Origin of the sequence: Paracoccus contaminans (assembly GCF_002105555.1) — a bacterium.
Taxonomy (GTDB): Bacteria; Pseudomonadota; Alphaproteobacteria; order Rhodobacterales; family Rhodobacteraceae; genus Paracoccus; species Paracoccus contaminans.
The window spans coordinates 1,127,254-1,144,376 of sequence record NZ_CP020612.1; the positions used below are offsets into that span (position 1 = coordinate 1,127,254).

General features: G+C 67.8%; 24 protein-coding genes and 1 pseudogene. 5 read left to right on the plus strand and 20 right to left on the minus strand.

Annotated elements, in window-relative coordinates; all coding sequences use genetic code 11:
• Positions 1-2 precede the first annotated feature (2 nt).
• The 8 genes from B0A89_RS14570 to B0A89_RS05330 all read right to left on the minus strand — a co-directional run bounded on the left by B0A89_RS14570 (position 3) and on the right by B0A89_RS05330 (position 5,630).
• On the minus strand, positions 3-140 hold the full coding sequence (locus B0A89_RS14570) for a hypothetical protein (RefSeq protein WP_157115253.1): 138 nt from the start codon (positions 138-140) through the stop codon (positions 3-5).
• The gene (locus B0A89_RS05305; protein WP_085377248.1) at positions 130-480 is read right to left on the minus strand and encodes a hypothetical protein; all 351 of its coding nucleotides are present in this window, start codon (positions 478-480) and stop codon (positions 130-132) included. Before B0A89_RS05305 ends, B0A89_RS14570 begins: the two co-directional genes overlap by 11 nt.
• Positions 477-1,103, minus strand: a complete 627-nt coding sequence (locus B0A89_RS05310; RefSeq protein WP_085377249.1) for a DUF2460 domain-containing protein — start codon at positions 1,101-1,103, stop codon at positions 477-479. Before B0A89_RS05310 ends, B0A89_RS05305 begins: the two co-directional genes overlap by 4 nt.
• The gene (locus B0A89_RS05315; RefSeq protein WP_085377250.1) at positions 1,103-3,544 is read right to left on the minus strand and encodes a phage tail tape measure C-terminal domain-containing protein; all 2,442 of its coding nucleotides are present in this window, start codon (positions 3,542-3,544) and stop codon (positions 1,103-1,105) included. The genes B0A89_RS05310 and B0A89_RS05315 overlap by 1 nt, the downstream gene beginning before the upstream one ends.
• Positions 3,545-3,571: 27 nt before the next feature.
• On the minus strand, positions 3,572-3,736 hold the full coding sequence (locus B0A89_RS14815) for a DUF7697 family protein (protein WP_169712137.1): 165 nt from the start codon (positions 3,734-3,736) through the stop codon (positions 3,572-3,574).
• A gap of 62 nt (positions 3,737-3,798) precedes the next feature.
• Positions 3,799-4,236: a hypothetical protein gene (locus B0A89_RS05320; protein WP_085377251.1), complete on the minus strand. Its 438-nt coding sequence runs from the start codon at positions 4,234-4,236 to the stop codon at positions 3,799-3,801.
• A gap of 11 nt (positions 4,237-4,247) precedes the next feature.
• Positions 4,248-5,186, minus strand: a complete 939-nt coding sequence (locus B0A89_RS05325) for a phage tail tube protein (protein ID WP_085377252.1) — start codon at positions 5,184-5,186, stop codon at positions 4,248-4,250.
• 24 nt (positions 5,187-5,210) lie between these two features.
• Positions 5,211-5,630 carry an acyl-CoA transferase gene (locus B0A89_RS05330; RefSeq protein WP_085377253.1) on the minus strand — a complete coding sequence of 140 codons (420 nt, stop codon included), beginning with the start codon at positions 5,628-5,630 and terminating at the stop codon, positions 5,211-5,213.
• Between the two features lie 71 nt (positions 5,631-5,701).
• On the opposite strand from B0A89_RS05330, the gene B0A89_RS05335 reads away from it, so the two are divergent.
• Positions 5,702-6,580, plus strand: coding sequence for a putative phage abortive infection protein (locus B0A89_RS05335; RefSeq protein ID WP_157115254.1), 879 nt, complete (start codon positions 5,702-5,704; stop codon positions 6,578-6,580).
• Between the two features lie 23 nt (positions 6,581-6,603).
• Here B0A89_RS05335 and B0A89_RS05340 read toward each other — a convergent pair whose 3' ends face one another.
• The 9 genes and pseudogenes from B0A89_RS05340 to B0A89_RS05375 form a co-directional block, all read right to left on the minus strand.
• Positions 6,604-7,224 (minus strand): DUF6441 family protein, encoded by a 621-nt coding sequence (locus B0A89_RS05340; protein WP_085377255.1) that lies wholly within the window; start codon positions 7,222-7,224, stop codon positions 6,604-6,606.
• 5 nt (positions 7,225-7,229) lie between these two features.
• The gene (locus tag B0A89_RS05345; RefSeq protein WP_085377256.1) at positions 7,230-7,541 is read right to left on the minus strand and encodes a head-tail joining protein; all 312 of its coding nucleotides are present in this window, start codon (positions 7,539-7,541) and stop codon (positions 7,230-7,232) included.
• On the minus strand, positions 7,541-7,876 hold the full coding sequence (locus B0A89_RS05350; protein ID WP_085377257.1) for a DUF2190 family protein: 336 nt from the start codon (positions 7,874-7,876) through the stop codon (positions 7,541-7,543). The genes B0A89_RS05345 and B0A89_RS05350 overlap by 1 nt, the downstream gene beginning before the upstream one ends.
• A gap of 80 nt (positions 7,877-7,956) precedes the next feature.
• Entirely contained in the window at positions 7,957-9,969 is a 2,013-nt protein-coding gene (locus tag B0A89_RS05355) for a prohead protease/major capsid protein fusion protein (RefSeq protein ID WP_240558649.1), read from the minus strand.
• Between the two features lie 4 nt (positions 9,970-9,973).
• Positions 9,974-10,984, minus strand: a complete 1,011-nt coding sequence (locus B0A89_RS05360) for a phage portal protein (RefSeq protein ID WP_276207448.1) — start codon at positions 10,982-10,984, stop codon at positions 9,974-9,976.
• A gap of 76 nt (positions 10,985-11,060) precedes the next feature.
• Positions 11,061-11,486: pseudogene (locus tag B0A89_RS15315) on the minus strand (phage portal protein); the annotation flags it as partial.
• On the minus strand, positions 11,486-11,695 hold the full coding sequence (locus B0A89_RS05365) for a phage head-tail joining protein (RefSeq protein ID WP_028030714.1): 210 nt from the start codon (positions 11,693-11,695) through the stop codon (positions 11,486-11,488). The gene B0A89_RS05365 and the pseudogene B0A89_RS15315, both read right to left, overlap by 1 nt.
• 2 nt (positions 11,696-11,697) lie before the next feature.
• Entirely contained in the window at positions 11,698-13,701 is a 2,004-nt protein-coding gene (locus B0A89_RS05370; RefSeq protein ID WP_085377258.1) for a phage terminase large subunit family protein, read from the minus strand.
• Positions 13,649-14,209 (minus strand): hypothetical protein, encoded by a 561-nt coding sequence (locus B0A89_RS05375; RefSeq protein WP_085377259.1) that lies wholly within the window; start codon positions 14,207-14,209, stop codon positions 13,649-13,651. The genes B0A89_RS05370 and B0A89_RS05375 overlap by 53 nt, the downstream gene beginning before the upstream one ends.
• A 111-nt stretch (positions 14,210-14,320) precedes the next feature.
• On the opposite strand from B0A89_RS05375, the gene B0A89_RS05380 reads away from it, so the two are divergent.
• From B0A89_RS05380 to B0A89_RS05395, 4 genes are all read left to right on the plus strand, one after another.
• A complete protein-coding gene (locus tag B0A89_RS05380) occupies positions 14,321-14,545 on the plus strand; it encodes a hypothetical protein (protein ID WP_085377260.1) in 225 nt (74 codons plus the stop codon).
• A gap of 96 nt (positions 14,546-14,641) precedes the next feature.
• The gene (locus B0A89_RS05385) at positions 14,642-15,154 is read left to right on the plus strand and encodes a DUF3489 domain-containing protein (protein ID WP_085377261.1); all 513 of its coding nucleotides are present in this window, start codon (positions 14,642-14,644) and stop codon (positions 15,152-15,154) included.
• A 75-nt stretch (positions 15,155-15,229) separates the two neighbouring features.
• The gene (locus B0A89_RS05390; protein WP_085377262.1) at positions 15,230-15,505 is read left to right on the plus strand and encodes a type II toxin-antitoxin system Phd/YefM family antitoxin; all 276 of its coding nucleotides are present in this window, start codon (positions 15,230-15,232) and stop codon (positions 15,503-15,505) included.
• Complete coding sequence (locus tag B0A89_RS05395; RefSeq protein ID WP_085377263.1) at positions 15,502-15,813, plus strand: type II toxin-antitoxin system RelE/ParE family toxin; 312 nt, start codon at positions 15,502-15,504, stop codon at positions 15,811-15,813. The genes B0A89_RS05390 and B0A89_RS05395 overlap by 4 nt, the downstream gene beginning before the upstream one ends.
• On the opposite strand, the gene B0A89_RS05400 is transcribed toward B0A89_RS05395, so the two are convergent.
• Genes B0A89_RS05400 through B0A89_RS05405 form a run of 3 tightly spaced genes read right to left on the minus strand, consistent with a single transcriptional unit; the run spans position 15,749 to position 17,123 of the window.
• A complete protein-coding gene (locus B0A89_RS05400) occupies positions 15,749-15,997 on the minus strand; it encodes a DUF7220 family protein (RefSeq protein ID WP_420814423.1) in 249 nt (82 codons plus the stop codon). The genes B0A89_RS05395 and B0A89_RS05400 overlap by 65 nt on opposite strands.
• A 14-nt stretch (positions 15,998-16,011) precedes the next feature.
• Positions 16,012-16,410 (minus strand): hypothetical protein, encoded by a 399-nt coding sequence (locus B0A89_RS15125; RefSeq protein WP_240558650.1) that lies wholly within the window; start codon positions 16,408-16,410, stop codon positions 16,012-16,014.
• Positions 16,407-17,123, minus strand: coding sequence for a DNA cytosine methyltransferase (locus B0A89_RS05405; RefSeq protein WP_240558651.1), 717 nt, complete (start codon positions 17,121-17,123; stop codon positions 16,407-16,409). Before B0A89_RS05405 ends, B0A89_RS15125 begins: the two co-directional genes overlap by 4 nt.

Consider the following 17,123-nt stretch of genomic DNA (forward strand, 5'->3'; position numbering starts at 1 on the left):
GATCACCCGAAGAGTGTTGAGAGGATCAGGATCAGGACGGCGACGAGAAGGCCGATGCGCAGGCGGTGGCTGAAGGTCTGGCCCGGGTCGGCGGCGTCGCAACGGAATGAGCGCGCAATGCGGAGAAGTTCATGCATCACCGTTGCCCCCCTTGCTGCCGCGCAGCCGGGCGAGCACGACCTCGATGAAGGCGGGGCCGAAGACGCCGACGAGATAGGCGGCGGAGCCCGCCGCACCCCCGGCCGGGATTGCCTGGGATGGCAGGTCGAGCCAGGCGGTGATGACCGCCATCGACAGGCTGCCCATCCCGGCGGCGATCAGACCGCCCAGCAGGATGTGGCGCAGCGCATCGCGCAGGCGCATCCGGGTAGTGAGCGCGTTGGTTGCTCCGCCAAGCGCGCCCCAAGCGGCCAGGATGACGGCGGTGGACGTCGCGAGATCGCGCAGCACCGCGGCGACAAAGCCGGTTTCTTCGTTCATCGCCGGATCTCCAGCAGCGGAATGGATGTGATCGACCCCAGCCGCTCGAGGTCGAGGGTGACGTCGAGCATGTCAGTGTCGAAGCGGACAGGAACGTCGAACTCGAAGCCTGCCGTGATTGCGACGCCCGCACCGGGGGCGGTGGTAAAAGTGACGCTGCCGGTGGTGGTGTTGACGCTCCAGCCGGTCATCTGCTCGACGCCGTTCAGGGCAAGACGGACGGTCCCTGCCACCGGCTTGGCAATAGCGCGGGTCCAGCTTTGCGCGCCGGAGGTATAACGCTTCAGCAAAGCGAAGGTGTTGACCGCACCATTGCCGGTACCGATAGGCTGATCGGTTGGTGCGACGGCCTGCGACGGCAGGCAGGACTTGTAGTCCGCCCAGTCCTTGAAGCGGAAGCCATGCAGGCGGCCGTTCCTTGCCTCGAAGAAGGCGACGACTGCTGCCAGATCGTCGGCGCGGCGGATGCCGTAGGCCACATCATAGCGGCGGCGCGAATTCGCCCAGCTGGCGTTGCGCTCCTCGTCACCGCTGGCCAGTTCGACCACTTGCGTGCGTCGTTCCGGCCCCCCGCGCGCTCCGCGGCTGATGTTGTCCGGAAACCGGACCTCGTGGAAGGCCATCACATCCCCCTCCGGCCCAGCGACACGGCGCGGGCAATGTCGCTCGCGACCTGCGTCCGGGACTGGCGGAAGCTCTCGGCGTCGCGCGCGTTGATCGTGACGTTGACGGTGGAGGCGCCCGACTGGCCGTAACCGGCCGCCTCGCGCCGGGAGAGGACCCGCTCCCCGCGTTGCAGGATCGCGGGCACCTCATCGGGGCGAAGCCCGGCCCAGCCCCCGTTGTGCATGCGCGGGGCACCAACGAAGGCCATGGCCGGGACCACCCGGCCGGGACCGGGGGCGCCGACCATGCCGCCCGCATGCAGGATGTTGGCGAAGATGCCACCGGCGCCGCCCAGCGCGCCGGAAAGGGCATTGGCAATGGGGCCAAGGATAAAGCGGCGAGCTGCCAGCTTGGCCAGATCGGCGATCATCGACGTGATCAGATCCCGGAAATCGAGCTTCCCGGTCTTCACGAAGTCACCGATGGCGTTCTCCGCGCTTTGGAAGGCCCCGACCAGCGCGCTGCCAATATCCCCGCCGATGTCGCGCGCCTTCGCGGCATAATCGGCAAGTGCGGCGGTGACGGCTTGCCAGCCTGTCAGGGCCTGCTCGGCTCCGTCGGCAGTGTCGGCCCCTGCTTGTCGCCCGGCCGCACCGGCGCGACCCGCCGCTCCGCCGGTATCGTCCAGTTCTTCGCCCAGCGCCCCGGCCGCAGCGGCGGCATCCGACAGCGCAGTCTCAGCGTCGACCCCCGTGCCGGTCACCGCATCCTTCAGCGCCTGCCAGCTGGCGAGCGGCCGACCGGCGGCATCGGCGAACATCCCCGCCGCTTCGCGATAGCCATCGGCCCGAGCGCGGGCATCGTCGGCCATTGCGCCGAGGCCAAGATCAGGCGGCTCGAAGTAGGCCCGCGACAGCGCGGCCGAGAAGGCATCCGCCGCCGCCGCGCCCGCAGCGGTCGCGGCCCCCTCGAAGGGATTGCCGAGGCGGCCCAGTTCCACCGGGTCGAGGGTGCCGATCGTCACCCCGCCTTCGCCCGTCGCCCATTCTGGCAAGAGGGCGAGGGCCGCGTTCAGCGTCTCGATGAAGCTGTTGATGCGGGTGACGACCCCGTTCAGCATCGCCTCGATGCCCGAAATCAGCCCGTTCGCGGCCTGGAAGGCGAAGTCGCCGATGGCACCGGGCAGACTGCCCCAGATCGCCACCGCCGCGTCATAGGCCCCCTGGAAGATCGCCGCCGTCCGGTCGCCGAAGCTGACGACACCCGCGATGGTGCCTTCCAGCGCCGAGAGACCGGCCGCCTTCAGGCCCTCCCATCCGGCCGCCATTCGCGCCAGCACCGCGTCCAGCGACAGGCCGATGCGGGACCAGACCTCGCGGGCCAGATCGCCGAGCAGGCGGAATGCTTCGCCCACCCCGCCGACACGGGCCACCAGCTGCGAGAACTGATAGACGAGCTCGCCCGCACCGACGATCAGCGCCCCGATGCCGGTGCGGATCAGGGCGCCGCGCAGGAAGACCAAAGCCGTGGCGAGGCCGCGCACCGACAGGGCCGCCGCCGCCATGCCAGCCACCCAGCGCCCGGCCATGACGGCGGCGAAGGTCGTGGCATAGGTGGCCAGCCGCCCGAGGTTGTCGAAGAGCATCGTGATCGCCTGCCCGATGGGCCCCGTGGCCCGTGCCATGTCGGCGAGCTTGGTCGCGATGGTCTCCAGCGCCGGGGCGACGGCCACGGTCAGGCGGTTCACGAGGCCGGTCCAGATCAGGCTGAGCCGCGCGATTGCGTCGCCCGTCCGCTCGATCTGCGCCGCATCCGCCGCACTGACCGCCACCCCGAAATTCTGCACGTCGCGCGCGGCATCGCGCAAGGTGGCGCTGTCGATCCGCAGGAAGGCCAGCGCCGCCCGGTCGCCAAAGAGGTCGGAGGCCACGGCCGCCCGCTCCGCCTCAGGCACGAGGCGGTTCAGCGCGTCCTGGATCGCTACGATGCGCTGGTCGAGCGGCAGGGCCTGCAGTTCCGCCGCCGTCAGGTTCAGCCGCCGGAGCGCACCGACCGCCGCGCCCGAACCGCTGGCGGCCTCTGACAGCCGCGTGGTCAGCTTCTTCGTCGCCTGCTCGATCTCGCCCATCGAGACGCCCGCCAGTTCTCCGGCCCAGGTCAGGGTCTGGATGCTTTCGACCGTCGTTCGCATCGACTGCGCGAGCTTGGCCTGCGCGTCGATGTTGGCCAGCCCTGAACGAACCATCGCCACCCCGGCCGCCGCCGCCGCGGCCGTGACGGCCGCCAGCGCGATCCCGGCCCGGCGCGCGAAGCTCGCGAGGCGCGTGTTGGCGAGTTCCATTTCGGCAGAGAGACGGCCGAACCCGCGCGAGCCTGCCTCGCCGATGCCTTCCAGTTCCGCGCGCACCTGGCGGCCGCCCACGGCGGCGAGCCGGACGGAGACGCGTTTTTCGGCCATGGGATCGGGGCTCCGGTTGGAATGGGATCAGTCGCGGTTCGCTGCGATCTGTTCGTTGACGCGGCGCACCATCACCGCCTCGAGGGCGGGCAGAAGTTCGGCGATAGCAGGCGGGGAGATGCCGAGGGCCGCGCCCAAGGCCAGCGCCGCGCCCATGTCCCAGCCGATCACCGCGCCGGAGATGACGCGCATCTGGCCACCAAGGCGCTGCGCCAGGTCCCAGACCTGCGCACCCTCCAGCGTCAGCGGCCGGTTCAGCCGTGCGGGGCAGTCAGGACAGGTTGTTCCGCAGGCCGCGCAGTAGCCCTCGCCCCCACCGAAGGACCAGTCGGCAAGGGCGCAGAGGCGTTTTTTTCCGCGTCCAACAGGAGGGCCTTGGCGACGTACAGGGTCTGGAACGCCTCGAAGGCGGGCCAGATGTCGAGGAACGCGTCGATAGCCTCGGGGCTCGGATCGATGGGATTGCCGTTCGCATCCCCGATCCCCTCCCACGCGAGGATGGCCCGCCGCGCCAGCGCCTTGGCCATGGCGAGCGCGGCCTCCTCGGTCGCCGCCCCTTCGGCCAGGTCGGCAATCGCAGGATCGCCCCTCGCCGAAACCATCAGCGCGGTAGTGAGCGGGCGGAGCCGGACACGCACGCCGGGGATGAGGTCGCACCATTGCGGCGCGTTCGAAAGGTCGAGGGTCAGCATGACGGGCCTTCTCAATAGGTTGCGACGGTGTTGACGAGGACGGCAGTGCACATTCGGGCGGGGCTGGTGGCCTTGGCCGCCTGCCAGTCGAAAGTGGCCTGGATGCCCTGCGGACCCGGGATCTCGATCCGGGGGCGCGGCAGGTAGACGGCATGGGCGGTGAAGGTGAAGCTGGCGTTGGCGCCGAGGCTCCAGGCGAAGACCAGCTCGCAGGGCGTGCCGTCGATGGCCTGCGTGATCAGGGCGGTGTCGGCAAAGCGGACCTCCACCCGGCCGGTCAGCGCGGCCATACCGGGGTCGGCGCCCTCGATGCGACCGTCCGATCGGATGGTCTCGATCCGGTCAAGGCCGTTGGAATAGGTCACCTCGGCCGAGATGACGTTGCCGAGGGGCGAGCCGTTGCGCGTGATCGCCCCGTTGAAATGCCCGAACCGCTGCAGCGAAAGCGAGGTGTGCGTGCCAGCGGCCGTGGTTGCCGCGACGCTTTCTCCCTGCGCCACCAGCCGCGCCGTCGCGGTCAGCAGACCCGACCGCGCCATTTGCCACGACAGCTGGTCGCAGACGCAACCGGTGTACATCGCATAGCGCGGCACCTCCGGCATCGCCGTCTCGATGGCCATGCTCGGCAGCGTCCAGTTGCCCGACTGGAAGGTGTGGGTCTTGGGCGTCGTGCCGGTGGTCGTAGGCTGACCGAAGGCCGCCTTCAGCCAGAGGCCGAAGTTCTCGACGTCGATCGGCACCACGACATCACCATCGGCGGTGACCACGTCCTTGATCGGGGCCAACGGGTCGCGTCCCTGGCCCAGCAGTTCCGAGGCGATCAGCGGCTGTTCGGAGCCGAGCGTGGTGCTGGCGAACGGCACCGTGCGATAGCCCGTGGCGGGCGCGGTGCCGTAGACGGATTCGAACGCAAGCGCCATCTGCGCCCGCGCCCCATGGGCTCGTGCCATTGTGTTCTCCTATCGTGAGAGGGGTCAGGCCAGTGGATCGGCCGTGGAATAGTGCAGGATGACCGGGATCACCGCTGCCTTCAGGCTGGCGGCACCCTCGACGGGCAGATCGACCGGGCGAGGCGCTTCCGCCTCCACCCAATCGCATAGCCCGCCCAGCGTGCGGTCGGCGGCAATCGCCGCGCCGACACTGGCGCAGAGCGTGTCGAAAGCGGCATCACGGGCGGCACCCTGAACGACCGCCTCGATCTCGGCCTGGTGCTGATAGTGATAGCGGAGCGGCGACAGCGTGACCTCGGGCACCCCCGGCTCGCCGTCGCGAAGGATCAGGATGCCCGCAGAGGGCACGCGCTCTGGCAGCACGTCGCCGCGCAGGGCGGTGGCGGGCAACGCCGAGAGCCGCGCGTGCAGCGCAGCGAGGATGGTTTCGCGGGGGGTGGGCATAAACGGTCTCTTGCGCGTATCTTGTGACTCTACACTTCGACTGATGTGGTGCTGACCCCAAGGAGATAGATTTGAACGAAAAAGTTGCTGACAAAAAACGAGCCCCGGCTTCAATAAGTTGGAAGTTTCTTTTCTCTCTGATTGCGCTTGCAGCGATTGCGCTTCTTTTTGTTGTGAGCGTTTTCTATCATGGCGCGAGTAATGTTGAGACCTTCAAATCGCTTGGCCCCTGGGGAGACTTCGCTGCAGGATTGCTCAATCCTGTCCTGACTTTTCTTTCCTTTATTGGTGTGCTCGTAACGATCGTACTGCAAAGAATAGAGTTGTCAGAATCGCGACTAGAGCTTGAGCGATCCGCCGACGCGTTGGAAGCGCAAATTCGCTCCATTAATCTGCAGAGCTTTGAAAGCACGTTCTTTCAAATGTTGTCTGTTCACAATTCAATTGTGAACTCTATAGACCTTGTTTCATCCGAAACATCAGTGACCACAAATGGGCGCGATTGCTTCAGAGTATTCTACACTCGCCTAACAAAAATCTATCGCGACAATGAAAAGAAGGGGCAGCCAAAGCACGGCCCCTCCAAGATATTGGATGTTTCATACAGGGTATTTTGGAAGGACAGCCAACTGGAGCTAGGGCACTACTTTCGCTTCCTCTACAACTTCTTTCGACTTATTGATGAAAGTGCAGAGGCGCGTCCTTACCATGCAAAACTGATCAGGTCCCAGCTATCGGATCAGGAACTCCTGATCTTGTTTTACAACTGCACCTCCGACCAAGGAAAGAACTTCCGCAAATATGCGGTAAAGTATGAGATCTTCGACAATCTGCCGACTGTCAGGCTTTTACACCCTACTCATGCTGACCTGATTGATCGCGCTGCATTCGGTCAAAATCCAATGTTGACGGGTCGCGATGTTCGGATGCCAAATCAGGAACGAGGTTAAGAAATCAGAGCGAATTAGGTTCGCTAATTTAGCCACCCCGCCACGATCAACCCCGGCACGGCGTCATGCGCCCGAGCTGCATCCCGCGCCAGGTCCAGCCGCTTCGGCAGCTTGACCTGCGGCACCAGCAGGAAGATCGGCGCGGTGACGAGGCCCCGGCCGGTCTTCGACCGTGACGCCACGGCACGGCCCTTCGTGTTCAGCCGCCCCTCGGCCACCAGCAGGCTCGGTCCCCGACTGCGATAAATGAACCGCAAGCGCAGGCCGGTCCGGCGTTCCCATTCGCCCGGGGTGATCCGGCCGCCGCGCAGGGACTTGCCTGCGGCGGGTGTGGGGATCGCGAGCCAGAACCCATTTTTCGAGCGGATCAGCGGGCCGGTGTCGTGCGCGCCGACGATGACCGGGGCGTTGGACCAGACCACGGCCGCCGCGTTCAGGCTGGGCGTCGCTTTGGGGAACTGCTCCGACCGGATTGTGCGGGCGAGCCGGGGCCCGAGGCCCGCGCCGGTGATCTGCAGCCGCCACGCCGCCTTCAGCCCTGTCCCGGCCTCGCGGATCGCGGCCGACACCGCCCGCTCGCCCGCCGCAACCTCGGCCGCCATCATCGCGACGATGTCGGGATCGATGTCGAGCTTGAGCTTCATCGCGGTCACGCTGGCCTCAGATCGACGGTCCAGACCAGCCGCTCACGGTCGCGGACGGGCTCGCCCTGGATCAGGAAGGCGTCGCCGTCGAACTCGATGCGGTCGCCGGGGCGGGGGGCTGGAACTTCGGCCACCCGCAGGTCGATCCGGGTGGTTTCGGACCAGAGCCGGGCATCGCCAAAGTCGGTGACCGCATCGGCACGCCGGGCGACGATGCGCACAAGGACCGGCGCGCCGCCGTCGGCGATGTAGACCGCGTCCCGCCCGATGTTCGGATCGGCGAAGAGCGCGCCGACGGCGGCAGCGAAGGCGCTCATCAGAACGCCCCGTTCAAGCGCACCCGGCCGATCACATCGCCCGAGCCACCCGCTACCGCCTCGGTCGCCACGCCGATCAGCGTGTTCGAGGTGGTGACCTTGGTGGTCTGACGGGCGGTGTTGTCCCAGTAGATGCGGTCGCCGACGGCCCAAGCCTGCGAGCCGAGCTTCTTCAGCTCGTAGACGCCGACGAGCGCGGCTTCGACACCTTCGCCGAGGGCGGCGGTGCCGGAGGCCACGCCGAAGATGGAGCCGACGAGCAGACCATCGCCGGAGGTGACGGCATAGGGCGCGGTCAGGGTGACGGTGTTGCCGGGCTGGACGTAGGTTTTCATGGGGGTGATCCTCGTGGAAAGACGAAGGGCGGCCCGTCAGGACCGCCCGCGTGTCAGGGTTCAGCATGTCGGGGTGCGGGTTACGCGCCCGGGTTCTTGTAGAGGCCGCGCCAGTCGATGGCCTTGGCCCCGAAGTCGAGGCGGCACTTGATCTCCACCCCGTCGACGTCGAAGCCGTTGCGGGTCTCGATGTAGGCGCCCTGCTGGCCCTCGAGATAGGCGTACTCGATGGTGTCGATCTGGTTGGGCGAGGCCGCCAGATACCAGGAGGTGGCGCTGGCGGCATCGAGGCGCGGCTCGCTGATCGGCGAGAGGGTCCGGATCGACTGCGGCACCACCTTTGCGCTGTCAGCGGGGACGAGGTTCTGAGCGACCAGCTGCTCGGCCTTCAGTTCGAGCGCGGCCGGGACGATCAGGAAAGCGGGCCGGATGTTCAGCACCGTCTTCTTGTCGAGCCCAGTCTGCAGCGCCATCGCGGCGCGGGCCGCGCCCACGCTGCCGACATCGAGCGCGGCACCGGTGCCTGCGAGGTTCTTGTGCGTGGTGTGGAACAGCGCGTTGCCGTCGGCCATGGCCGGGTTCGCGGTGATGATGCCCCAGACCACGTCGCTTTCCAGCTGGGCGATAGAGTTGCCGTACATCGCCGGGATCCGGGTGAAGGCGTCGAGATCGTCGTTGATCAGCACCTGCCGGGTGATCGCGACGACTCGGCCATAGGTCTTGACCTTGTAGCTCTCCTTGCTCTCCCCGAGCGTGCCGCGCTTGAACTCGCCGCTTTCGCCGACCTCCAGAAGCTGCGGCGCCTCGCCCAGCTGGACCCGGTGCATGGACTTGAAGTCGGTGGCCAGCACCTGGCGGCAGAAGAGCGCGAAGGTCCGGGGATAGGCGTCATAGGCCTGCCGCAGGGTCTTGTTGGTGACGGCCGACAGGATCTCGGGAAAGTCCGAGGTCGAGTGCAGCGCCCGCGTCGCCACCTCGTCACGCGAGAGACCCCGCGTGTTGACCCCCGCATTGCCGAGGCTTTCGCGGGCCAGTTCCAGCAGGGTCATGCCGCGGTACTGGCGGGCGGCGTCTTCCAGCGGGAAGAGCGTCGGGCTGTAGCGGTGCAAGAGCGCGTTCGCCACGGCATCGCGGCGGGTGATGCGCTCGTCGCGGCCGCCAAGGGGCACGGAGACATGCGGGAAGGTGCGGGTCTCGTCGGACCTGGCCGCGACCTGGTCGAGGATCAGGCGGCGGGATTCATCCACGCTGACACCGCGGTTGACCAGATCCTCGGCGAAGCCGCGCTCGAGGTTCAGACGGCCGGTCAGATCGTAGATCGTGGACACCCGGTCGCGTTCGGCCTCGCGGGCACGGGTGGCGATGGCCTCGGTGTCGGGTGCCGGAGTGGGGTCCGGCATGCGCGCGGCGGCCGGTTCGGGCTGCTGGCGGGTTTCGGTCAAGGCGGGGACATCCCCGGCCACATTGGTCGTGCTCTCAGGCATGGATGCCTCCTTTTGCATGCGGGTGTCGACGATCTCGACGGGATAGCTGGCCTGATCGGCAGCACGCACTTGCGCGCGGGGATCAGCAGGAACGGTGACGAAGCTGACCTCGAGCGGGGTCCAGCGCTCGACGATGCGTTGCTCGACCTCGCCCTTGGCGGCGGGCTCGACCACCTTCACCCGCTCGATGGAATAGCCGACAGAGACGTTGCGGATGATGCCGTCGCTGATCAGGCCGAACATGCGGTCTGCGGCCTGGTCGAGCCCCTCGCGCGGGAAGCGGATGGTGGCCTTGCCCTCCTTGCCCTCGATCCAGGCGCGTTCGACGACGCCCACTTGCGAATGCGAGGACCAGACCGAATGGCTGTCGAGCGCCGGGGCCCCGGCATTGAGGCGCGTCAGGTCCACCGCGCGGTCGCTGACCTCGAGGATCTCGTCGAAGGGCACGGAGGTGTCCCAGCCTGTCCAGCGCCGCCGCCGGACGGCCGCGCCAGTGGTGAAGACCACGTCGACGGATCGGGCCTCGGAATTGACGGTCGCGGGCAAGATGGGCGCGCGCCGCAGTTGCATCGGAAGGGCGACCGGTGCCGCCATGATCGTGTCGGGCATGGCCCTATTTCTCCTCTGCGTCGGATGGGGGTTCGGCCGGATCGCTGGCCGGGTCGCTGGTTTGCGCGCTGCCGGTTTTCGTGACGCGGCGCGGGTCGCTGTCGAGGACCAGCCCCAGAGCATCCAGCTTGGCGTTGGTCGCTGCGATTTCCGCGAGGACCGCATCCGGGTTGTGGCCCTGCCGGGCGATGGCCTGCGCCAGCGTCATCGTGCCTGTCCGGATTGCCAGCAGGTCGGCCATCGCATCCTTGTAGGGATCAACGGCGTCGAACTTCGGCGGCGACCATTCCATCGGGACATCGGGTGTCGGGATCTGGCCCGCCGCCCATGCGGCCTCGGTGAACCAGCGCCAGACCGGTGCGCAGAGCATCGGGATGAAGAGCTGCCACTGCACCGCGTCGATCATGCGGCGGAACTCCACGAGGCCGGCGCGGATCGAGGAATAGTTGACCTGGGACAGATCCCCGGTCAGCAGCTCGTAGGGCACCCGGAACCCGGCCGAGATGGTGTGCAGGCTCGCCCGCTTGTATTCGCCATAGCCGCCGGTGGCGGCAGGCTGGTTGAAGCGGATGTCCTTGCCGCCACGCGCATAGGCGATCAGCCCCGGCTCGAACTGCTCCACCCGATTGCCGTCGGCGTCGACCACGGAGGGCGCAATGCCCTGCTGCGCCTCGTCGTCGCCGAAGACGATGGCGGTGACACAGGCCTCGGTCTTCTTGCGGACCAGTTCGGCCACCTCGTAGTCGTCGAGATCGCGCAAGCTGCGGATCACCGGCGCGCCCCAGGGAACGCCGCGCGCCTGCGTGCGCTGCTTCTCGTAGACATGGGCGATCTCGGTCGCTGGCACCGGGCGGCTCTGTAACCCGTTCTGCAATGCGCCATAGGCATCGCCAGGGTGTTCGGCATGGAGCCAGTAGGCCCGGCGCTTGCCGACCGGGTCGAACTCGATCCCCTGCACGAGGCGGCCCGCGCCGATGGCGCCGGATTTGGTGGCGTCGAGGAAGTCGGCCTCCAACACCTGCAACTGCAGTGGTTACCGGCAGCCCGTCCGAGGATCGCCGCAGGCGGCGGCGCACCAGCACCTCGCCCGCCTCGACCATCTCGCGGCAGATCAGCGTCTGCAGACCGTAGAAGTCGAGCTGGCCATCGGCGTCGCACTCCGCCGTCCAGCGCTCGAAGAGCGCGTCGACCTTGCGGTCCAGCGTGTCGTCGCCGCTCGCGGCGCGCGGCATGATGCCCGCGCCGATGATGTTGTTCACCAGCACCGCCACGGCCTTGGCCGCATGCGGGTTGTTGCGCACCAGATCGCGCATCCGGTCGCGAAGCAGCGCCCCGGCGACGCCGATCTCGGTGTCGGCCGAGGATCCCGGCGCGCGCCAGCCCTCGGTGCGACGCCCACGCGCGGCCCCGTCATAGCCCCGCGTCAGGGTCTCGAAGGCCTGCCGCGCCATCACGCGGCGCGCGGCCATGCGCGGCGCCACCGTGGCGATGGCATGATCGAACCAGGTCGCCGACATCACCGATCCCCGCGCGAGAAGCCAGCCAGCCCGGCAACCGGCAGCGGCCGCGTCGTTCCCGCGATGGCGCGTTCGATGGTCCGGATGCGCGCCAGCAGGTCTTCAGCCGAGCCGTAATCCACCGACTTGCCGTCATAGCTGACGCGCGTCGTGCCGCTGGCATAGGCCCGGCGCAGCGCCGATAGCTCGGTTTCCGTCCAGTCGGTCATGTTCAAAACCATCCTCCGCGCCGCCCGAGCCAGTCGGATCGGCGTTTGCCCTGCGGGGCCTGTCCCGGCCGGTTGATCTGCCCGGCGGGATCGCTGTCGGTGGGGGCGGCCCCGAGCTGATCCTCGAGGTCGCGCCATTTCTCCTCAGACCAGCGGTCCGCGCCCGCGATCCAGGCGGCGGCGCGGGCATAGACCCGGCAATCCAGCGCCTCGTTGCGCTCGCGGAGCTTCTGCCATTCCAGCCGGGCGAAGCCGCGCTTGGTGCGCACCGTCACCAGCTGTTCCGCGACGAACTGCTTCAGCCATTCGTTCTCGACCCAATACGGCAGATGCACCGAGCCGGGCGGGAACACCGCCCCGTCGGCCATCTCCTCTTCGGTCGGCCGCGCCAGCCGCAGGAAGCGATAGGTCTCGGCCTTGAAGGTCGAGACCGCCACGGTCCAGAGCCGCGCCCCGCGCCGCAGGCGTTTCCCGCCCTCGGTCGCGTCGACGAAGGTGGGCCCCGACACGGGGCTCGAGCGGTTGAACCCCTCGACGCCCTTCACCGGCGACACCTGCGCGAAGCCTTGCGCCCGCGACCAGGAATAGACCGCCGGGGCCTCGTAGCCCGTGTCGATGGCGAGCCGCACGATCCTGAGATGCGCCCCGCGTTCGTGCGGCCAGCTTTTGTCCAGCAGCGCGGTCAGCTCCGACCACGCGTCGTGCCGGTCGGGCCCGCCCTCGATGACGACATGATCGACGAGCCAGGACTCGAGCCCGCGGCCCCAAGCCCAGACATCGACCTCGATCCGGTCCTTCTGCACGTCGGCACCGGCGGTCAGGAACAGCCCGCCCGCGGGCACCGTGCCGGATGTCCACCGCTCGCGCCGGTCATAGAGCCGCTGCCAGTCCGGGGCTTCCCCGGTCTCGACCCATGTCTCGCCGAGGATGGTGTTGCGGAACGCCTTGATCGCCTCGTCCGACCCCTGTGCCGCGTCCCAGGCCCGCACGATCCGCTCCCAGCTCAGCCAGCCGATCGGCGAATAGAGCGCCGAGAGGTGATACCCGACCGTGGTCGGATCGGCGGCGGTGGCGGTCGCCCGCCATTCGCCGCCCTCCAGCATCGCCGTCTTGTGGTGTTCCGCGATTGCCGCGTCGCAGCCCTCGCAGTGATACTCCGCCGTCTCCGGGCGGCCCTTTTGCCAGCGCAGCCGGTCGAACTTCAGCCACTGCATGGCGCCGCAATGCGGGCACGGCACGAAGTAGCGCCGCTGGTCGGACGCCTCGAACTCCCGCTCGATGCGCGACAGCCCCCGGATGGTCGGCGTGGAGACCAGCAGCACCTTGCGCCGGTGGGCGAAGGTCAGCGACCGGGCTTCCGCCAGCGTGACCGGATCGCCTTCCTCGTCGGCCGAGGCCGGATAGGCATCGACCTCGTCGAGGAAGATGTACCGCGCCGGGGTCGAGCGCAGCCCGACCGCCGAGTTCGCCCCGGTCATGATCAGGATGCCGCCCGCGAACTCCTTCGACAGCATGGTGTTGCCCGCATCGCGGGATCGCGCGGGCTTCACCCGCTCCCGCAACTCCGGGCTCTCGTCGATCAGCGGGTCGATCCGCTGGCGCGAGTTCCGTTTCGCCAGTTCCACCGTCGGCTGGACCGCCAGCATCGGCCCCGGCGCCTGGTGGATGGCGAACCCGATCCAGTTGTTGCCCGCCTCGGTCGCGCCGACCTGCGCCGCCTTCATGAACACGACGCGCTGCGCGGGATCGCCGGGCGAGAGCCGGTCCATGATCTCGCGCATGTAGGGCGTGCGCGCGGTGCGGTACCGCCCCGCTTCGGCCGAGGCGCGGCCCGAGAGCATCCGGTGCCGGTCGGCCCATTCCGAGACGGTCAGATCCGGGTCGGGCCGCAGCCCGTTGCCCCAGGCGCGCAGGATCTCGCCCGCGCCGTCGAAATCCGTCAGTGCGTCATCATCACCGGAAGTCGGGCCGGACCTCGGCGAGTTCGTCGAGGTGGGCGCGTACATGTTTTTCCAAGGCCTTCTGCATCGCGGCCGGTTCCACACCCAGTTCCGCCGCCATCAATGCCGACGACCGCGCAGGCCAGTTCACCCATGCGTCCCGCACCTCCCGCGCCAACCGGAACACCAGCGCCAGCGCGCGGGCCCGCTCGATCAACTCCCCCTTCAGCTTCTGCAGCCGGATGCGCCGCTCCTGCGCCTTCAGCACCTCGTTCGCCGTCTTGGCCTGCAGGAAGGTCGTGCCGCCGCCGACCGCCGGTACCGCCAGTCCCTGTTCGCGCAGGGTGTCGCCGACGGCGGCCACCGCCGCCTCGGGGACGGGCTTCAGCTTCGGCGCGGGCGGTTTGCGGGTCTTCGACGGGTCCGTCGACTCGGCACGCCTTGCGTCGCTGGCCGCCGCGTTGATGCTGCCGTCGGGATAGAGGACCAGACGCTCGGCCGTCTTCGCCTTCTGGATCGCGCCCCGCGACAGTCCGACATGGGCGGCGTACTGGCGCTCGCTCATGCCCTGCATCGACGGCTCCGATTATCATTCAAGATCATATGCTTATCGAGTTGATAAGCGGCACGGACGGAGCGAACGTGTCTCCAGAAGGACGATGCAACGCACCAAGGACCCACCAAGATGACCCGCCGCGCCACCGATAACACCAAAGCCCTCGACGCCTTCATCACCGCCAAGTTCGAGATCGACGCGATGCTGCAGCGCCTCGCCGCCCTCGGCGCCGACCACTTAGAGACCAGCCCCGACGAGATCAACTGGGGCCACGTCGGCACCCTGAACCACTATCGCGCCAAGCTGCGCGAGATCACCGACATGGCCTTCAAGGAAGGCGAACACGCCGAGTGAGCATCCGCAACGCCAGCACTCTCGCCGCGCGCCCAGCGCGGCTTGGGGTCGTAGGAGGGCTGCGACGGTCGCGGCCCCCAAAACGGAGACGACCCCATGACCCAGATCCAGCTTACCGACACCCAAGCCGTTGTCCTCTCTGCGGCCTGCGCGCGCGACGATGGCGCGGTCTTTCCCGTCACCGCCAAGCTAAAGGGCGGCGCCGTCGGCAATGTCTGCAAGAGCCTCTTGAAGCTTGGGCTGATCGAGGAAATCCCCGCCACCGACCTCAACACCGTCTGGCGGTACGACGAGGAGCGCGGCCCGATCACCCTGCGCGCGACGCCGCTGGCACAGACCACGCTCGGGATCACGGAAGCCGAAACGACCACGAAGGCAGCCGAAACCGCCACCGCACCGGTCCAGCGCCGGAAAGGCACCAAGCAGGAAGCCCTGATCGAAATGTTGCGCGCGCCGGGCGGCGCTACCATCGAGGAGATCGCCACCGCGCTAGAATGGGCGGCCCATACTGTCAGGGGGGCCATGGCGGGCCCCCTGAAGAAGAAGCTCGGGCTCGAGGTGACCTCCGAGAAGGTCGAAGGACGCGGGCGGGTCTACACCCTGAAGTAGGTGCAGCAGCCCTCGACGCGCATCGGAAAAGGCGCTATATTCGCACCTAATTCGATGCGCGCCGGGAGGCCAGTCATGAACATTACCAAAGACATCAGCCCGCTGACCGAGTTCAAGCGGGATTCGGCGCGCTTGATCGCGCAGATCAAGGAAACCGGTCGGCCGCAGATCCTGACCGTGAATGGCAAGCCCTCGGTCGTCGTGATGGACGCCGCCGCGTGGCAAGAGATGCAAGACCAGCTCGACTATGCCGAAACCGTCGCCGGGATCCGCAAGGGTCTGACGCAGGCCCGTGCGGGTGAAGGTGTCGAGGCGGGCCAGTTCTTTGATGGCCTCGCCCAGACCCAATGACCACCCCCTTGCCGGTAATCATCACGCCGAATGCGGCGGATGATCTGACAGCGTCATGGACCTACCTGCGGGATCGCAACCCGAGGGCGGCGGACGAATGGCTGGCGGGAATCCGCGACACCATTCTCGACCTTGGCACAATGCCTGAAGCTCATCCGATTGCTCCAGAGTCGCGTGAATTCGATCTGGCCGTCCGTCGCGCGCTCTATGGAAAGGCGACGCGCTGGCGCATCTACTTTGCTGTCATCGACGGGGCGGTGCGGGTTCTGCATGTCCGCCACGGTCGCCGGAGCGATTGGCAACCCTGATCCGTTCAAACAGCCGCCGCAAGGCGAAGGAACGCGCGATGCTCACCACGGTGAACACCGCGCCCATCTTCAGGTTCTGGGCCAGCGTCGTGTGCAGCCCGAAGACCTGAAAAATCAAGGTCTGCGTGACCACGGCGACGCCGTAGCCGACGATTACGTTGGCGACGGCCTCGACCAGCGACATGAGGCGGGTTTGCTTCATCGCACTGCCTCATCCATCGGCCAGCAGTTCAGCAGCCAAAGTTCGCAGCGCATGCGCCGCAACCAAGGGGACCACTCCGTTGCCACAGAGGCGAAGCCGGTCCACCCGGTGGGCCAGCCCATCAGCGCCTCGACGAACAGCGGGTTCAAGGTCCGGCGCACATCGGAGGTATCGCTCCCAGCCATCGGCATCACCAGGACCTGGCGGCCAAGCAGGCCGTTCACCGGCGTGTTCGCCAGTGTCGTCGCGCCATCCTTGTGATCCCGCGCTGTCGGCGTCATCCACAGCCCCGCCGAATGGGTCAGGTCGGCCGAGCGGCGGTTGCCCGCGCTCGGCTTGTTGCCGTCGTTCGCCATCGGCGTCGGCCAGAGCGCGGCCGTCGTCGCGAGGTTCATCCCATGCTGCCCCGCCGCCTGCGATGGCGTCGGCTTCGTCTGCCGGTTCTCGTTGGCGCTGGCCCGGGGCGTCGGCCAGAGCCGCAGCAGCTCCGTCCGGTTCCCGCCACTCGACCGGGTCCCAGAGCAGGCGCGCGGGGTCGGCCAACTCGTCCCCTTCGCGGATGGCGAGGATGAATAGCCGCTCGCGCTTGTGGGGGGGCGCCGACTTCCGCCGCCGTGAAGAGGCCTGCCGCAAGGCGGTAGCCCATGCCGACCAGTCCGCTGGCGACTTCGGGGAAGCCGAGGCGGAGATGATGGGCGACATTCTCGAGGAAGACGAAGGGCGGCCGGACCTCGTCGATGATGCGGGCGACATGGGGCCAGAGGTGGCGCGGGTCGTCGGCACCCCGGCGCTTGCCCGCGACGGAGAACGGCTGGCACGGATAGCCCGCAGTGACGATGTCCACCGCGCCGCGCCAAGGGCGGCCGTCGAAGGTGGCAACATCGTCCCAGACAACAGCCTGATCCACGGACGCGTCTTCCATCCGCGCCACGAGAGTGGCTGCGGCGTAGGTTTCCCGTTCGACATGGCCCACAGCACGATATCCGGGGATGGCGATGGTGAGCCCGAGATCGAGCCCGCCTGCGCCGGAACAGAGCGAGAGGCCGAGGAGGCATGCGTATCCGGCTCCGGAAGTGTCTCCGGAGGAAGGTAGAGCCAGGTCATGCAT

Excerpts from the sequence above, each read along its gene's own strand:
- B0A89_RS05305 (WP_085377248.1), bottom strand. The coding sequence starts at position 480 with ATGAACGAAGAAACCGGCTTTGTCGCCGCGGTGCTGCGCGATCTCGCG.
- B0A89_RS05310 (WP_085377249.1), bottom strand. The coding sequence starts at position 1,103 with ATGGCCTTCCACGAGGTCCGGTTTCCGGACAACATCAGCCGCGGAGCG.
- B0A89_RS05315 (WP_085377250.1), bottom strand. The coding sequence starts at position 3,544 with ATGGCCGAAAAACGCGTCTCCGTCCGGCTCGCCGCCGTGGGCGGCCGC.
- B0A89_RS14815 (WP_169712137.1), bottom strand. The coding sequence starts at position 3,736 with ATGCGCGTCATCTCCGGCGCGGTGATCGGCTGGGACATGGGCGCGGCG.
- B0A89_RS05320 (WP_085377251.1), bottom strand. The coding sequence starts at position 4,236 with ATGCTGACCCTCGACCTTTCGAACGCGCCGCAATGGTGCGACCTCATC.
- B0A89_RS05325 (WP_085377252.1), bottom strand. The coding sequence starts at position 5,186 with ATGGCACGAGCCCATGGGGCGCGGGCGCAGATGGCGCTTGCGTTCGAA.
- B0A89_RS05330 (WP_085377253.1), bottom strand. The coding sequence starts at position 5,630 with ATGCCCACCCCCCGCGAAACCATCCTCGCTGCGCTGCACGCGCGGCTC.
- B0A89_RS05340 (WP_085377255.1), bottom strand. The coding sequence starts at position 7,224 with ATGAAGCTCAAGCTCGACATCGATCCCGACATCGTCGCGATGATGGCG.
- B0A89_RS05345 (WP_085377256.1), bottom strand. The coding sequence starts at position 7,541 with ATGAGCGCCTTCGCTGCCGCCGTCGGCGCGCTCTTCGCCGATCCGAAC.
- B0A89_RS05350 (WP_085377257.1), bottom strand. The coding sequence starts at position 7,876 with ATGAAAACCTACGTCCAGCCCGGCAACACCGTCACCCTGACCGCGCCC.
- B0A89_RS05355 (WP_240558649.1), bottom strand. The coding sequence starts at position 9,969 with ATGCCCGACACGATCATGGCGGCACCGGTCGCCCTTCCGATGCAACTG.
- B0A89_RS05365 (WP_028030714.1), bottom strand. The coding sequence starts at position 11,695 with ATGACCGACTGGACGGAAACCGAGCTATCGGCGCTGCGCCGGGCCTAT.
- B0A89_RS05370 (WP_085377258.1), bottom strand. The coding sequence starts at position 13,701 with ATGTACGCGCCCACCTCGACGAACTCGCCGAGGTCCGGCCCGACTTCC.
- B0A89_RS05375 (WP_085377259.1), bottom strand. The coding sequence starts at position 14,209 with ATGCAGGGCATGAGCGAGCGCCAGTACGCCGCCCATGTCGGACTGTCG.
- B0A89_RS05380 (WP_085377260.1), top strand. The coding sequence starts at position 14,321 with ATGACCCGCCGCGCCACCGATAACACCAAAGCCCTCGACGCCTTCATC.
- B0A89_RS05385 (WP_085377261.1), top strand. The coding sequence starts at position 14,642 with ATGACCCAGATCCAGCTTACCGACACCCAAGCCGTTGTCCTCTCTGCG.
- B0A89_RS05390 (WP_085377262.1), top strand. The coding sequence starts at position 15,230 with ATGAACATTACCAAAGACATCAGCCCGCTGACCGAGTTCAAGCGGGAT.
- B0A89_RS05395 (WP_085377263.1), top strand. The coding sequence starts at position 15,502 with ATGACCACCCCCTTGCCGGTAATCATCACGCCGAATGCGGCGGATGAT.
- B0A89_RS05400 (WP_420814423.1), bottom strand. The coding sequence starts at position 15,997 with ATGTCGCTGGTCGAGGCCGTCGCCAACGTAATCGTCGGCTACGGCGTC.
- B0A89_RS15125 (WP_240558650.1), bottom strand. The coding sequence starts at position 16,410 with ATGAACCTCGCGACGACGGCCGCGCTCTGGCCGACGCCGATGGCGAAC.
- B0A89_RS05405 (WP_240558651.1), bottom strand. The coding sequence starts at position 17,123 with ATGCATGACCTGGCTCTACCTTCCTCCGGAGACACTTCCGGAGCCGGA.